This is a genomic window from Citrobacter sp. Cpo148, assembly GCF_030332375.1.
GTDB lineage: Bacteria > Pseudomonadota > Gammaproteobacteria > Enterobacterales > Enterobacteriaceae > Citrobacter > Citrobacter portucalensis.
Map to the genome: position 1 here is coordinate 47,489 of NZ_JAOWHY010000027.1, position 12,946 is coordinate 60,434.

At 54.3% G+C, this 12,946-nt stretch carries 14 protein-coding genes; 11 read left to right on the plus strand and 3 right to left on the minus strand.

Translation table 11 applies throughout. The features are described from left to right. The first annotated feature begins 76 nt into the window (after window positions 1-76). The 8 genes from lptM (at window position 77) to corA (ending at window position 7,133) form a co-directional block, all read left to right on the plus strand. Window positions 77-280, plus strand: a complete 204-nt coding sequence (lptM, locus tag OGY10_RS00520) for an LPS translocon maturation chaperone LptM (protein ID WP_003017937.1) — start codon at window positions 77-79, stop codon at window positions 278-280. Window positions 281-329: 49 nt separating this feature from the next. Then, window positions 330-1,154, plus strand: a complete 825-nt coding sequence (gene dapF, locus OGY10_RS00525) for a diaminopimelate epimerase (protein ID WP_003017933.1) — start codon at window positions 330-332, stop codon at window positions 1,152-1,154. Beyond that, entirely contained in the window at window positions 1,151-1,858 is a 708-nt protein-coding gene (locus OGY10_RS00530; RefSeq protein ID WP_191226602.1) for a DUF484 domain-containing protein, read from the plus strand. Before dapF ends, OGY10_RS00530 begins: the two co-directional genes overlap by 4 nt. Then, window positions 1,855-2,757 carry a tyrosine recombinase XerC gene (xerC, locus tag OGY10_RS00535; RefSeq protein ID WP_032945700.1) on the plus strand — a complete coding sequence of 301 codons (903 nt, stop codon included), beginning with the start codon at window positions 1,855-1,857 and terminating at the stop codon, window positions 2,755-2,757. Before OGY10_RS00530 ends, xerC begins: the two co-directional genes overlap by 4 nt. Beyond that, on the plus strand, window positions 2,757-3,473 hold the full coding sequence (yigB, locus tag OGY10_RS00540; protein ID WP_032945701.1) for a 5-amino-6-(5-phospho-D-ribitylamino)uracil phosphatase YigB: 717 nt from the start codon (window positions 2,757-2,759) through the stop codon (window positions 3,471-3,473). The genes xerC and yigB overlap by 1 nt, the downstream gene beginning before the upstream one ends. 88 nt (window positions 3,474-3,561) lie before the next feature. After that, the gene (gene uvrD, locus OGY10_RS00545; RefSeq protein WP_003828957.1) at window positions 3,562-5,724 is read left to right on the plus strand and encodes a DNA helicase II; all 2,163 of its coding nucleotides are present in this window, start codon (window positions 3,562-3,564) and stop codon (window positions 5,722-5,724) included. A gap of 247 nt (window positions 5,725-5,971) precedes the next feature. Then, the gene (gene ysgD, locus OGY10_RS00550; protein ID WP_212723238.1) at window positions 5,972-6,028 is read left to right on the plus strand and encodes a YsgD/CorL family protein; all 57 of its coding nucleotides are present in this window, start codon (window positions 5,972-5,974) and stop codon (window positions 6,026-6,028) included. A gap of 154 nt (window positions 6,029-6,182) precedes the next feature. After that, complete coding sequence (gene corA, locus OGY10_RS00555) at window positions 6,183-7,133, plus strand: magnesium/cobalt transporter CorA (protein ID WP_003017920.1); 951 nt, start codon at window positions 6,183-6,185, stop codon at window positions 7,131-7,133. Between the two features lie 72 nt (window positions 7,134-7,205). Here the strand turns inward: corA and rarD are convergent, their stop codons facing one another. Beyond that, entirely contained in the window at window positions 7,206-8,099 is an 894-nt protein-coding gene (gene rarD / locus OGY10_RS00560) for an EamA family transporter RarD (RefSeq protein WP_003828953.1), read from the minus strand. A 51-nt stretch (window positions 8,100-8,150) separates the two neighbouring features. Then, window positions 8,151-8,618: an acyl-CoA thioesterase YigI gene (gene yigI / locus OGY10_RS00565; RefSeq protein WP_003017917.1), complete on the minus strand. Its 468-nt coding sequence runs from the start codon at window positions 8,616-8,618 to the stop codon at window positions 8,151-8,153. Window positions 8,619-8,783: 165 nt separating this feature from the next. Here yigI and pldA point away from each other — a divergent pair, with 165 nt between their 5' ends. The 3 genes from pldA (at window position 8,784) to rhtC (ending at window position 12,255) form a co-directional block, all read left to right on the plus strand. Continuing rightward, window positions 8,784-9,653, plus strand: a complete 870-nt coding sequence (pldA, locus tag OGY10_RS00570; protein ID WP_003828947.1) for a phospholipase A — start codon at window positions 8,784-8,786, stop codon at window positions 9,651-9,653. 88 nt (window positions 9,654-9,741) lie between these two features. Beyond that, window positions 9,742-11,571 (plus strand): ATP-dependent DNA helicase RecQ, encoded by a 1,830-nt coding sequence (gene recQ, locus OGY10_RS00575; RefSeq protein WP_008787089.1) that lies wholly within the window; start codon window positions 9,742-9,744, stop codon window positions 11,569-11,571. Window positions 11,572-11,634: 63 nt separating this feature from the next. Further along, on the plus strand, window positions 11,635-12,255 hold the full coding sequence (rhtC, locus tag OGY10_RS00580; protein WP_191226601.1) for a threonine export protein RhtC: 621 nt from the start codon (window positions 11,635-11,637) through the stop codon (window positions 12,253-12,255). A 45-nt stretch (window positions 12,256-12,300) separates the two neighbouring features. Here the strand turns inward: rhtC and rhtB are convergent, their stop codons facing one another. Continuing rightward, on the minus strand, window positions 12,301-12,921 hold the full coding sequence (gene rhtB / locus OGY10_RS00585) for a homoserine/homoserine lactone efflux protein (protein ID WP_003828938.1): 621 nt from the start codon (window positions 12,919-12,921) through the stop codon (window positions 12,301-12,303). Window positions 12,922-12,946 lie beyond the last annotated feature (25 nt).

Genomic DNA, 12,946 nt, shown 5'->3' on the forward strand with positions numbered 1-12,946 from the left:
TAGCCAAACTCTTGCTTTTACGCCTTCTCCTGCGATGATAGAAAACAGAAAGCATGAACTTTACAGGCAATCCATAATGAAAAACGTGTTAAAGCCACTCGCTGTCATTTTTACTCTGTTCAGCCTGACGGGCTGTGGGTTAAAAGGCCCGCTCTATTTCCCGCCAGCTGATAAAACCGCGCCGCCTCCGACCAAGAGCGTTCAGCCGCAATCGCAATCCACCACGCCTGAGAAAAACGATCGTGGGATTAGTGATGGGCCTTCTCAGGTGAATTACTAACGGCAGGAATAGATTTTACATTTCTGTACCCGCGTGAACGGAGTGAATGATGCAATTCTCTAAAATGCATGGCCTTGGCAACGATTTTATGGTCGTCGACGCGGTAACGCAGAATGTCTTTTTCTCACCAGAGCTGATCCGCCGCCTGGCCGACAGACATCTCGGCGTTGGATTTGATCAACTGCTGGTGGTTGAGCCTCCGTATGATCCGGAGCTGGATTTCCACTACCGTATTTTTAATGCCGACGGCAGTGAAGTGTCACAGTGTGGCAATGGCGCCCGCTGTTTTGCCCGTTTTGTTCGCCTGAAAGGGCTGACTAATAAACGTGATATTCGCGTCAGTACCGCGAATGGTCGTATGGTATTAACCGTAACCGACGACGAACTGGTGCGGGTGAATATGGGCGAACCCAATTTTGAACCCTCGCAGGTTCCTTTTCGCGCTAACAAAGCAGAGAAGACCTATATTATGCGCGCGGCCGAACAGACAGTATTGTGCGGCGTGGTTTCAATGGGGAACCCGCACTGCGTGATTCAGGTTGATGATGTTGATACGGCCACGGTAGAAACACTGGGACCGGTTCTGGAAAGCCACGAACGCTTCCCTGAACGCGCCAATATCGGATTTATGCAGGTGGTAAAACGCGAGCATATCCGACTGCGCGTCTATGAGCGCGGCGCGGGTGAAACGCAGGCCTGCGGCAGCGGCGCGTGCGCTGCCGTTGCGGTCGGTATCCAGCAGGGGCTGCTGGCAGAAGAAGTGAGGGTGGAATTACCGGGCGGTCGACTTGATATCGCCTGGAAAGGTCCGGGTCATCCGCTGTATATGACTGGCCCGGCGGCACATGTCTACGACGGATTTATTCACTTATGAAGCAACCAGGGGAAGAACTACAGGAAACGCTCATGGAGCTGGACGACCGGGCGGTCGTCGATTACCTGCAACGTAATCCTGAGTTTTTTATCCGTAATGCCCAGGCCGTTGAAGCGATGCGAGTTCCGCACCCAGTGCGGGGCACGGTCTCTTTAGTGGAATGGCATATGGCGCGGGCACGTAATCATATTAACGTGCTGGAAGAGAACATGGCGTTGTTGATGGAACAAGCCAACGCCAATGAAAGCCTGTTCTATCGTCTGTTAAATCTGCAAGGGCGGCTGGTGTCGGCCAGCAGTCTTGACGACATGCTGATGCGATTTCATCGCTGGGCGCGTGAGTTAGGGCTGGCCGGAGCGACGGTTCGTCTGTTCCCGGATCGTTGGCGACTTGGCGCGCCATCAAAATTCACCCATCTGGCATTAAGCCGTCAGGCTTTTGAACCGCTGCGTATCCAGCGTCTGGGTCAGTCACAGCACTATCTTGGGCCGCTCAATGGTCCGGAATTGCTGGTCATGATGCCGGAGGCGAAAGCCATAGGTTCGGTGGCGATGTCGATGCTCGGGCAAGATGGCTCTCTGGGCGTGATGCTGTTCAGCAGCCGTGACATTAATCATTACCAGCAGGGGCAAGGCACGCAATTGCTGCAGGAAATCTCGCTGATGTTGCCGGAACTGCTGGAGCGCTGGATTGAACGCGTATGACCGATTCACCCCTTTCTCAGGATGTGGCGCGCTTTTTGCGCTATCTGGGCGTTGAGCGTCAGCTTAGCCCGATCACATTGCTTAATTATCAGCGTCAGCTTGATGCCATCATTGCGTTAGCCGGAGAGACCGGTCTGCAAAGCTGGCAACAATGTGATGCTGCGATGGTACGTAGTTTTGCCGTGCGCAGCCGTCGTAAGGGACTGGGGCCGGCGAGCCTGGCGCTGCGTCTCTCCGCGTTACGCAGTTTCTTCGACTGGCTGGTTAATCAGGGCGAGCTGAAAGCCAATCCGGCAAAAAGCGTTTCCGCGCCGAAAGCACCGCGTCATCTCCCTAAAAATATCGATGTCGATGACGTTAATCGTCTGCTGGATATCGATCTCAACGATCCCCTTGCCGTGCGCGATAGAGCAATGCTGGAAGTGATGTACGGCGCGGGTCTGCGTTTATCTGAGTTGGTTGGGCTGGATATTAAACATCTCGACCTCGACACCGGCGAAGTGTGGGTGATGGGTAAGGGCAGTAAAGAGCGTCGCCTGCCGATTGGCCGCAACGCGGTGGCGTGGATTGAGCACTGGCTGGATCTACGCGGGCTATTTGGCAGCGATGACGATGCGCTATTTCTGTCCAAACTGGGCAAACGCATCTCGGCGCGTAATGTGCAGAAACGCTTTGCTGAATGGGGTATCAAGCAGGGGCTGAACAGCCACGTACATCCCCACAAATTGCGTCACTCCTTTGCGACGCATATGCTGGAGTCGAGCGGCGATCTGCGCGGAGTGCAGGAGTTATTGGGTCATGCCAATCTCTCCACGACTCAAATCTATACCCATCTTGATTTTCAACACCTGGCTTCAGTGTACGATGCGGCGCATCCGCGCGCCAAACGGGGGAAATAATGCGTTTTTACCGGCCTTTGGGGCGCATTTCTGCGCTCACCTTTGACCTTGATGACACCCTTTACGATAACCGTCCCGTTATCACACGCACCGAGCAGGAAGCGCTCGCGTTTGTACAGAATTACCATCCGGCGTTGAATTCGCTGCAAAATAGCGACCTACAGCGCTTACGTCAGGCCGTTCGTGACGCCGAGCCGGAAATCTACCACGATGTTACCCAATGGCGTCACCGTGCCGTAGAGCGCGCTATGCTGGAGGCGGGGTTGTCAGCGGCAGAAGCCAGAATGGGGGCGAATGCGGCGATGATGAATTTTGCCAAATGGCGTAGCCGCATTGAAGTCCCGCAGACGACGCATGACACGCTGAAGGCGCTGGCCCGCAAATGGCCTCTGGTGGCGATCACCAACGGTAACGCGCAGCCGGAACTGTTTGGCCTGGGTGATTACTTTGAGTTTGTGCTGCGCGCCGGTCCCGACGGGCGATCAAAACCCTTTAGCGACATGTACACCTTGGCGGCGGAAAAACTGAAAATGCCTGTGGGTGAGATTCTGCACGTGGGTGATGACCTGACGACGGACGTCGCGGGCGCCATCCGTTGTGGTATGCAGGCCTGCTGGATCAAACCGGAAAATGCCGACCTGATGCAAACCGCAGACAGTCGTTTGCTTCCGCATATCGAAATTTCACAGTTGGCATCTCTGACCTCGCTGATATAATCACCAGCAGAACTCTGTATATATACCCAGCTTTTTGGCGGATGGCGCTACGCTTATCCGCCTTACCTACTTTTACGCGGCGGTGCCAATGGACGTTTCTTACCTGCTCGACAGCCTTAATGATAAACAGCGTGAAGCGGTGGCCGCGCCACGCAGCAACATGCTGGTTCTGGCAGGCGCGGGGAGTGGTAAAACGCGCGTGCTGGTGCATCGTATCGCCTGGTTACTGACGGTTGAGAACAACTCGCCGTACTCCATTATGGCGGTGACCTTTACCAACAAAGCGGCGGCGGAAATGCGCCACCGTATCGGCCAGATCATGGGAACCAGCCAGGGCGGTATGTGGGTCGGTACATTCCACGGTCTGGCCCACCGTCTGCTGCGCGCGCACCATATGGATGCGAACCTGCCGCAGGATTTTCAGATCCTCGACAGTGAAGACCAACTGCGTTTGCTCAAGCGTCTGATCAAAGCGATGAACCTTGATGAGAAGCAGTGGCCACCGCGTCAGGCGATGTGGTTCATCAACAGCCAGAAAGACGAAGGGCTGCGTCCGCATCATCTGCAAAGCTACGGCAACCCGGTTGAGCAAACCTGGCAGAAAGTGTATCAGGCTTACCAGGAAGCGTGTGACCGCGCGGGGCTGGTGGATTTCGCCGAGCTGCTGCTGCGCGCCCACGAGCTGTGGCTCAATAAACCGCATATCCTGCAGCACTACCGCGAACGTTTTACCAATATCCTGGTGGACGAATTTCAGGATACCAACAACATTCAGTACGCGTGGATCCGCCTGCTGGCGGGCGATACCGGCAAGGTAATGATCGTCGGTGATGACGATCAGTCAATCTACGGCTGGCGCGGAGCGCAGGTGGAGAACATCCAGCGCTTTCTCACGGATTTCCCCGGCGCAGAAACCATTCGTCTGGAGCAGAACTACCGTTCGACCAACAATATCCTCAGCGCGGCTAACGCCCTGATTGAAAACAATAATGGGCGTCTGGGTAAAAAGCTGTGGACCGATGGCGTCGACGGCGAACCGATCTCGCTGTACTGCGCGTTCAACGAACTCGATGAAGCGCGCTTTGTGGTCAATCGTATCAAGACCTGGCAGGACAACGGTGGTGCGCTGGAGCAATGCGCTATTCTTTATCGCAGCAACGCCCAGTCGCGCGTACTGGAAGAGGCGTTGTTACAGGCCAGCATGCCGTATCGGATTTATGGCGGGATGCGCTTCTTCGAACGCCAGGAAATCAAAGATGCGCTTTCCTACCTGCGTCTGATCGCCAACCGCAATGACGACGCCGCATTTGAGCGCGTGGTGAATACGCCCACCCGCGGGATTGGCGATCGTACTTTGGATGTGGTGCGTCAGACCTCCCGTGACCGCCAGCTAACGTTGTGGCAGGCCTGTCGTGAGCTGTTGCAGGAAAAAGCCCTCGCGGGTCGCGCCGCCAGTGCCTTACAGCGCTTTATGGAGCTGATTGACGCACTGGCCCAGGAGACTGCCGATATGCCGCTGCACGTGCAGACTGACCGGGTGATTAAAGACTCCGGCCTGCGCATGATGTACGAGCAGGAAAAAGGCGAGAAAGGCCAGACGCGTATCGAAAACTTAGACGAACTGGTGACGGCAACGCGCCAGTTCAGCTACAACGAAGAAGACGAAGACTTAATGCCGCTGCAGGCGTTCCTGTCTCACGCCGCGCTGGAAGCGGGCGAAGGGCAGGCGGATACCTGGCAGGACGCGGTACAGCTGATGACGCTGCACTCGGCGAAAGGTCTGGAGTTCCCGCAGGTGTTTATCGTCGGGATGGAAGAAGGCATGTTCCCCAGCCAGATGTCGCTGGACGAAGGCGGTCGCCTCGAAGAAGAGCGCCGCCTGGCTTACGTAGGCGTGACCCGCGCAATGCAAAAGCTGACGCTGACCTACGCCGAAACGCGTCGTCTGTACGGCAAAGAGGTTTACCATCGTCCGTCGCGCTTTATCGGCGAACTGCCGGAAGCGTGCGTTGAAGAGGTTCGCCTGCGCGCCACTGTCAGCCGCCCGGTGAGCCATCAGCGGATGGGCACGCCAATGGCGGAAAATGATACCGGCTATAAGCTCGGCCAGCGCGTGCGCCACGCTAAATTTGGCGAGGGCACCATCGTCAACCTGGAAGGAAGCGGCGAACACAGTCGTTTGCAGGTCGCGTTCCAGGGGCAGGGAATCAAATGGCTGGTTGCCGCCTACGCCAGACTGGAAACGGTATGATCGCCTGATGTCGCTGCGCTTATCAGGCCTACGCGGAACGTAATATTTTGATTTGTAGGCCGGATAAGGCGAAGCCGCCATCCGGCTATCTGTCGGTTAATATTCTGAAATCATAGATAAATAATTCCCCTCTGCTAACCTTTCTGTATAAGGGGAAATTATTACTTTTTCGCCATCCGTTGCGTGTTGACGTCAAAATTTTGCTGGCGTAACATGCGCGCACGATTACGCTAAGAGGACATTCGCCTTGGACACACCCAGTAGATACTGGCTCATTATCCTGTCATCCAGGATCAACTCCTAAGGCTATCCCTTTTTGCTGATAGCCTTCGCGGTTGTCAGCGACCTTCTGTTTTTTCCCGTCGCGCTGAGTCAGGCTGTTTAATGGTCTGAAACCCAATTTGTTTCTGTGTGCCCTCCGAACTGTCCGATAATTTTTTGCATTGGGAGTCCCGGTCATGCTGAGCGCATTTCAACTGGAAAACAATCGTTTAACTCGCCTTGAGGCAGACGAGATCGAGCACCTGGCCAGTTCGGTTTGGGTCGATTTAGTCGAGCCGGATGACGAAGAACGAAACCGTGTGCAAAAGGACTTGGGCCAGAATCTGGCTACGCGCCCTGAACTGGAAGACATCGAAGCATCCGCACGTTTTTTTGAAGACGAAGACGGTTTGCACATCCACTCCTTCTTCTTTTACGAAGACGCCGACGATCACGCGGGTAACTCAACCGTCGCATTTACCATTCGCGAAGGCCGCCTGTTTACTCTGCGCGAGCGCGAACTGCCGGCCTTCCGCCTGTACCGCATGCGTGCGCGTAACCAGGCTATGGTGGATGGTAACGCCTACGAGCTGTTGCTCGACCTGTTCGAAACCAAAATTGAACAGCTGGCAGATGAAATCGAAAACATCTACAGCGACCTGGAAAAACTCAGCCGTGTGATCATGGAAGGGCGTCAGGGCGATGAGTATGACGAAGCGCTGTCGACGTTGGCGGAACTGGAAGATATCGGCTGGAAAGTACGTCTGTGTCTGATGGATACCCAGCGCGCGCTGAACTTCCTGGTGCGTAAAGCGCGTTTGCCGGGCAGTCAGCTGGAGCAGGCGCGTGAGATCCTGCGCGATATCGAGTCACTGCTGCCGCACAATGAATCGCTGTTCCAGAAGGTTAACTTCCTGATGCAGGCGGCGATGGGCTTTATCAACATCGAGCAGAACCGCATCATCAAGATCTTCTCGGTGGTTTCTGTGGTATTCCTGCCGCCGACGCTGGTGGCTTCCAGCTACGGGATGAACTTTGAGTTTATGCCGGAATTGCACTGGAGCTTCGGTTACCCGGGCGCGATTGTCTTTATGATGCTCGCGGGACTGGCGCCGTATCTGTACTTTAAGCGCAAGAACTGGCTGTAATAACTGTACTTATCCGGCCTACGGCGATGTGCTTTTGTAGGCCGGATAAGCGAAGCGCCATCCGGCACTCCCCTAGCTCCGACGAACCCGTCGTTGCGTATAAATCGCATCCATCACGAAAATCGCCAGTGCCACCCAGATAAACGCAAACGTGACCATTTTATCCGTTCCCGGGACTTCACCGTAGAAGGTGACGGCCAGCAGGAACATCAGCGTAGGCCCGATATACTGGAAGAATCCCAGCGTGGACAGACGCAGGCGGGTTGCCGCGCCGGTAAAGCACAGCAGCGGAATGGTGGTCACGACACCCGCGGCAATCAGCAGCAGGTTGAGCGACATGGGGTTTTGCCCCATATGGCTGGTTGAGCTGTCCGCAATGCCAAACAGATAGATGGCGGCGACAGGTAAAAGCCACAGGGTTTCGATCAGCATGCCGGTTTGTGCTTCGACGGCAATCTTCTTGCGCACCAGCCCATAGAACGCAAAGCTGAACGCCAGTCCCAGCGCGATTATTGGCAGCGATCCGAAGGTCCACAGCTGTACCAGCACGCCGCAGGCGGCTAACAGTACTGCCAGCCACTGCATGCGACGAAAGCGCTCACCGAGGAATAGCATTCCCAGCACAATATTCACCAGTGGGTTAATAAAATAGCCGAGGCTGGCTTCCAGCATATGGTGATTATTGACCGCCCAAATGAACAGCAGCCAGTTTCCGCCGATGAGCACTGCAGAGAGCGCCAGCAGGAAGATCTTCTTTGGCGTTTGTAGCAGCGTTTTGACGCCTGACCACTGGCGGCTGATGCTCATCAGTACCACCATAAAGAAAAATGACCAGATGACGCGGTGCGTCAGGATCTCATCCGCCGGGACATAGTAAATCAGCTTGAAGTAGGCGGGAGCGATACCCCAAATAAAATAAGCAGCAAGAGCGAGTAGCACGCCCTGCCGCGTTTGTTTAGCATCCATCGGGAAAACTCATTGCAGAAATGTAACAGCAGTTTACCTTTTTTTAGGCACTTACCCCACCATATAAGTGGCGGTTGCGCTGGCAATATAAAGCTGTTCTTCGTTATGCAATTCCACGCGCGCAACAGCGACTTTATTACCCGCCCGCAGCAGGCTACTGGTGGCGGTAAAGCGATTCCCTCTTCCGGGACGCAGATAATCAACACGCAAATCGATTGTACCCATGCGTGACATCCGCTGACGCAGTTCGTCCTCGCTGATCGTTTCATGGCGGGTCAGCGTACTCCCAACGCATACCAGCCCGGCGGCGACGTCCAGCGCCGAGGCGATCACGCCGCCATGCAGAATGCTTTGCGCCCAGTTGCCGACCATCATCGGTTGGTTATTAAAGGCTAATTGAGCAAATTCTTTCTCATAGCGTTCGAGCTCCAGTCCCAGCGCCCGGTTAAACGGCATATGATAGACAAACATTTCACCCACTAACTTCAGCGCTTCCTCAGCAGTAAGTACGGCAGACATACGATCCCTACATCTCGGTGGTTAATGAAATGTTGATATTATGCTTATTATTTGTTGTTTTCTACTTTAGGACGGGATAACTAACGAGTAACTAGCTAAGTATGTAGAATACTTGCCAGATAATTATACAATTCATCAATATTTTGGTTCAGGAGAACATTACCGATGCGGGCGATTCTGGGATGGTTACTACCAGCAATTATGCTGCCGTTGACCGCGTATGCGCAGGAAGCGACAGTGAAAGAGATTCATGATGCACCGGCGGTTCGTGGCAGTATTATCGCCAATATGCTGCAGGAACATGACAACCCTTTCACGCTTTATCCTTATGACACCAACTATCTTATTTACACCAATACCAGCGACATGAACAAAGAGGCGATCAGCAGTTATAGCTGGTCCGAAAATGCGCGCAAAGATGAGGTTAAGTTTCAGTTAAGCCTGGCGTTTCCGCTCTGGCGCGGGATATTAGGCCCAAACTCGGTACTTGGTGGTTCCTATACCCAGAAGTCCTGGTGGCAGCTTTCGAACAGTGAAGAGTCTTCACCGTTTCGCGAAACCAACTACGAACCGCAATTATTCCTCGGTTTCGCTACCGACTATCGCTTTGCCGGTTGGACGCTTCGTGATGTCGAAATGGGTTATAACCATGACTCCAACGGCCGATCCGATCCCACGTCACGTAGCTGGAACCGTCTTTATACCCGTCTGATGGCTGAAAATGGTAACTGGCTGGTGGAAGTTAAGCCGTGGTACGTGATTGGTAGCACCGACGATAACCCTGATATCACTAAATACATGGGCTACTATCAGCTGAAAATGGGGTATCACCTGGGTGACGCGGTTATCAGCGTGAAAGGCCAGTACAACTGGAATACCGGCTACGGCGGCGCAGAGCTGGGGGCCAGTTATCCCATCACGAAGCATGTGCGTCTATACACTCAGGTCTACAGTGGTTACGGCGAATCGCTGATTGACTACAACTTCAATCAGACGCGTGTTGGTGTGGGCGTGATGCTCAACGATATCTTCTGATAAGTATTGAGAGTATTTTAATCATTGCAGTTTCTCTCTCAGGCGCTGAAAATAGCGCCTGTTTTTATTTCGGGCGAATGGGGTTAATGTGGCGCAGGCGGAAGTGTTGAATCTGGAAATGGGCGCTAAACAGGTTTTGCAGGAAACCTTTGGCTACCAACAGTTTCGCCCCGGTCAGGAAGAAATCATTGATACCGTGCTCTCTGGTCGCGACTGCCTGGTTGTTATGCCGACCGGCGGCGGTAAATCCCTGTGTTATCAAATTCCCGCATTATTGCTAAACGGACTCACCGTTGTTGTTTCCCCGCTGATTTCCCTGATGAAAGATCAGGTCGATCAACTGCTGGCCAACGGCGTGGCGGCGGCGTGCCTGAATTCTACTCAAAGTCGTGAACAACAGCTTGAGGTGATGGCGGGCTGTCGCAGCGGGCAGATTCGCTTACTGTATATTGCGCCCGAACGCCTGATGCTGGATAACTTCCTTGAGCATCTGGCGCACTGGAATCCGGTGCTGCTGGCGGTTGATGAAGCGCACTGTATTTCGCAGTGGGGGCATGATTTCCGCCCCGAGTACGCTGCGCTGGGCCAGCTGCGTCAGCGTTTCCCGACGCTACCGTTTGTGGCGCTGACCGCGACCGCGGATGAGACAACCAGGCTGGACATTGTGCGTCTGCTGGGACTCAACGATCCGTTAATTCAGATCAGCAGCTTTGACCGCCCGAACATTCGCTACATGCTGATGGAGAAGTTTAAGCCGCTCGATCAGCTGATGCGCTACGTGCAAGAGCAGCGCGGTAAGTCTGGCATTATCTATTGTAACAGTCGCGCCAAAGTCGAAGACACCGCCGCGCGTCTGCAAAGCCGTGGCATCAGCGCCGGGGCTTATCATGCCGGGCTGGAAAATGCCGTACGCGCCGAGGTGCAGGAGAAATTCCAGCGTGATGACCTGCAAATCGTAGTGGCGACCGTGGCGTTCGGTATGGGGATCAACAAACCTAACGTACGCTTCGTGGTGCATTTCGATATTCCGCGCAATATCGAATCCTATTACCAGGAAACCGGCCGCGCCGGGCGTGATGGCCTGCCTGCGGAAGCGATGCTGTTTTACGATCCGGCTGATATGGCATGGCTACGCCGTTGCCTCGAAGAGAAACCCGCTGGGCAACTGCTGGATATCGAACGGCATAAGCTCAATGCGATGGGGGCGTTTGCCGAGGCACAAACCTGTCGTCGTCTGGTGCTGCTGAACTATTTTGGCGAAGGGCGTCAGGAGCCGTGTGGTAACTGCGACATCTGCCTCGACCCGCCAAAACAGTACGACGGACTTATGGATGCGCGCAAAGCGCTGTCGACGATTTACCGTGTTAACCAACGCTTCGGCATGGGGTACGTCGTGGAAGTGCTGCGCGGAGCGAATAACCAGCGTATTCGCGAACTGGCTCATGACAAACTGCCGGTCTATGGCATTGGTCGCGAGCAAAGCCACGAACACTGGGTGAGCGTTATTCGCCAGCTTATTCACCTGGGCCTGGTGACGCAGAATATTGCTCATCACTCCGCGTTACAGCTAACAGAAGCCGCGCGTCCGGTGTTGCGCGGTGACGTTGCGTTACAGCTTGCTGTACCACGTATTGTGGCGCTGAAACCGCGTGCGATGCAGAAATCCTTCGGTGGTAACTACGACCGCAAACTGTTCGCCAAATTGCGTAAGCTGCGTAAAGCCATTGCCGACGAAGAGAACATTCCGCCGTACGTGGTGTTCAACGACGCCACGCTGATTGAAATGGCGGAGCAGATGCCGGTTTCACCGAGTGAAATGCTAAGCGTAAACGGTGTGGGGATGCGTAAACTGGAGCGTTTCGGTAAAGAGTTTATGGCGCTTATTCGCGCACACGTTGATGGTGACGACGAAGAGTAGTCAGCCGGGCAAAAAAGTGCCAGGATGGTGACTCACTGAACTATTCCCCCGCGAGTCATTTTTATGTTAACGCTATTTTTCACCGTTGCGTTGGTGCATATCGTTGCGCTGATGAGCCCCGGTCCCGATTTCTTTTTTGTTTCTCAAACTGCAGTTAGCCGTTCGCGCAAAGAAGCTATGATGGGCGTGCTGGGCATTACCTGCGGCGTCATGGTCTGGGCTGGCGTGGCACTGCTCGGCCTGCATCTGATTATCGAAAAAATGGCCTGGCTGCATACCATTATTATGGTCGGCGGGGGGCTGTATCTGTGCTGGATGGGTTATCAGATGCTGCGCGGCGCGTTTAAAAAACAGAATGTTGCAGCGCCCACTCCGCAGGTGGAGCTGGCGCAGAGCGGACGCAGCTTTTTGAAAGGTCTGCTGACCAACCTGGCGAACCCTAAAGCCATTATCTATTTTGGCTCCGTCTTCTCATTGTTCGTTGGCGACAACGTGGGAACGGGCGCGCGTTGGGGGATCTTTGCTCTGATTATCGTGGAAACGCTGGCGTGGTTTACCGTGGTCGCCAGCCTGTTTGCTCTGCCGAAAATGCGTCGTGGCTATCAGCGTCTGGCGAAGTGGATTGATGGTTTTGCCGGTGCGCTGTTCGCAGGCTTTGGTATCCATCTGATTATTTCGCGCTAATTTACCAGCAGGCCGGATAAGCGCTAGCGCCATCCGGCACTCACATCACGCATGCCTTGCCGATGCCAGCAGGGCGCCTATCAGCATAAATAGCGAGCCAAACACTTTGTTCAGCGCCTTCATTTGCTTTGGTCCTTTAATCCAGCCAGCAATGCGCGTGGCCAACGTCGCGTAACCGATCATCACAATGATATCGACCACGATGGTCGTGACGCCAAGCACCACGTACTGCATCAACTGCGGTTCTTGCGGCAGGATAAACTGCGGGAACAGAGCGGCAAGGAAAACTATGCTCTTAGGATTGGTCAGATTAACAAAGACCGCGCGTTTGAACAGCCGGCTGCGCGATTGCGTATTCGCCATGGTATTCAGATCGATAGCACCCGCCGCCCGCCATTGTTGAATACCCAGCCAAATCAGATAGGCCGCTCCCGCCCACTTCAGCACCTCAAATGCGATCACCGAACGTGAAAATAGCGTTCCCAGTCCTACGCCAACCAGAACGATATGAATACCCAACCCGGTCTGCAAACCTGCAATCGACGCGCTGGCACCGCGATATCCGTGGCTGATGGCGGTGGTCATGGTATTGATTGCGCCAGAGCCTGGGGACAAGCTCAAAATAATAGAGGTCAGCAGGTAGGCGAACCACCATTCAAAGGTCATGAGAAACTCCCGGATTGTCTATTTT

Coding starts and splice junctions, on each gene's coding strand:
- yigI (WP_003017917.1), bottom strand. CDS start 8,618: ATGTCTGCCGTACTTACTGCTGAGGAAGCGCTGAAGTTAGTGGGTGAA.
- uvrD (WP_003828957.1), top strand. CDS start 3,562: ATGGACGTTTCTTACCTGCTCGACAGCCTTAATGATAAACAGCGTGAA.
- rhtC (WP_191226601.1), top strand. CDS start 11,635: ATGTTAACGCTATTTTTCACCGTTGCGTTGGTGCATATCGTTGCGCTG.
- corA (WP_003017920.1), top strand. CDS start 6,183: ATGCTGAGCGCATTTCAACTGGAAAACAATCGTTTAACTCGCCTTGAG.
- rarD (WP_003828953.1), bottom strand. CDS start 8,099: ATGGATGCTAAACAAACGCGGCAGGGCGTGCTACTCGCTCTTGCTGCT.
- xerC (WP_032945700.1), top strand. CDS start 1,855: ATGACCGATTCACCCCTTTCTCAGGATGTGGCGCGCTTTTTGCGCTAT.
- OGY10_RS00530 (WP_191226602.1), top strand. CDS start 1,151: ATGAAGCAACCAGGGGAAGAACTACAGGAAACGCTCATGGAGCTGGAC.
- dapF (WP_003017933.1), top strand. CDS start 330: ATGCAATTCTCTAAAATGCATGGCCTTGGCAACGATTTTATGGTCGTC.
- pldA (WP_003828947.1), top strand. CDS start 8,784: ATGCGGGCGATTCTGGGATGGTTACTACCAGCAATTATGCTGCCGTTG.
- yigB (WP_032945701.1), top strand. CDS start 2,757: ATGCGTTTTTACCGGCCTTTGGGGCGCATTTCTGCGCTCACCTTTGAC.
- lptM (WP_003017937.1), top strand. CDS start 77: ATGAAAAACGTGTTAAAGCCACTCGCTGTCATTTTTACTCTGTTCAGC.
- rhtB (WP_003828938.1), bottom strand. CDS start 12,921: ATGACCTTTGAATGGTGGTTCGCCTACCTGCTGACCTCTATTATTTTG.